Consider the following 1,671-nt stretch of genomic DNA (forward strand, 5'->3'; position numbering starts at 1 on the left):
ATTCGCCTCAAGAATCCTAGTTGTTCCCTGACGGGTGACCCAACGTCGTTTGGTTGTGGTTCCGGCGCGAACGTTCAATTATGGTCGAATGGCGATGACGGGGATCTGAATTATCGGAAAAATCAATTCTATAGTGCCTACGGCTCAGTCACGAGCGAGCTATTGCTCCGCGCGCCTAATGATGACTATAAATTGATGGTTCGCGCTGCGGCTCTTTATGACGGAGTAGCCGATAAGACAGAGCGCACGCCCTTGAGCGCCTCTGCAAAAAACCAAGTTGTTCACAATTTACGGTTGTACGACTTTTGGGCAGAAAAACGTATCACCATTGGTGAGCAGAGCGGCCACGTACGGGTTGGTAATCAGGTAATCAACTGGGGCGAAAGCTACTTTTTGCCCTATGGTATTAACTCTACGAACTCAATCGATTATCAAAAAGCCGCGACGCCTGGGCAGCAGTTAAAGCAAATTATTTTGCCAGCGCCAATGCTCAGTTTAACCTCTAGTGTTACTGATAAGCTTTCTCTAGAGGCGTACTACCAGTTTCACTGGAACAAAAATTTGTTTGCACCAGTCGGCTCGTATTGGTCTTCATCTGACGTCTTTGGGCGCACGGATGGATATCGTCAACTGGTGTACGACAATGTACAGCCAAATTATAACGTCGGCGGCCTCGATCCTGCAGCTTTGGCTCGGATGAATGGCGCGAATCCCAAAAACGCGACGGTGTATCAAAAGTACGAAAGCCAAGTCTACAGCAATAACAACGGGGCCTATGACCTAGCAAGTTTCGGTTATCCGATCCATGAAATCGAACCCCACAAACAAGGTCATCAATACGGTATCCGTTTTGCTTATCGTCCGGAAAGCGTTGATGTCAACCTGGGCTTTTATTACATTCGGTATACCGATAAGACTCCAGTTTTCACTTTCGGCGCCTCCGCGGCGGACATGACCTATTTGAAGAACCGTGACTTGTACGGTGTGAGTGCAAACCTTCCGCTGGGCGATTGGGCCATCGGCACAGAACTGTCTTATAGGCCTCGCGACGCGGTCGCACTAACCGGGTGTTTCGCTCCAGGCGGTCCGCTGGATTCGACCACGAACCCGGCGCGTGATGCAAACGGCAATAATGTCAATTGCCCAGGTTATCGCGACAACGAGAAGTGGCAGCTCACGGTGAATGCACAGTACAACATGACACCGACGACGACGCCCTTCCTCCAGCTTCTTCACGCTACCGGAGGTTATTTCCTTGCGGAAGCTTCATGGATTCGTTATCCAGGTGTTTCTCCGAATGCACGTTACTACTCTGTTATCGACGGGGTACCGGTCGTGCAAGGTCCAGCAGCTGGCGGGCTATATTGGTACGATCGTTCCAACCCGGCAAATACGATCGCAGCGACTCAAGGTACGGCAAATTCGTTGGGCGCGGCGCTTTTCGCAAGTTTGACGTATGACGGGAATATTATTCAGGGTTGGCAAGTAACCCCCAGCATCTACCATCAGCAAGCTATCTCCGGTTATACGCCATCGGCGACTGCAGCACTATGGATGCAGGGGGTGAAGGCGACTACTGTAGCGGTGAACTTCGCACAGAATCCACTGGAGTGGCAAGCTGGCATCAATTACGTTAAGTATTGGGGGGGCAATTCGACCACCAATGCTTAC

1 protein-coding gene is annotated in these 1,671 nt (G+C 50.9%); it reads left to right on the forward strand.

From position 1 onward, the window contains the following. Positions 1–1,671, forward strand: a 1,671-nt coding sequence (locus QPK29_RS33400) for a DUF1302 domain-containing protein (RefSeq protein ID WP_400189964.1), incomplete at both ends; no start/stop codon positions are given.

Origin of the sequence: Massilia orientalis (assembly GCF_030411975.2) — a bacterium.
GTDB lineage: Bacteria > Pseudomonadota > Gammaproteobacteria > Burkholderiales > Burkholderiaceae_D > Telluria > Telluria orientalis.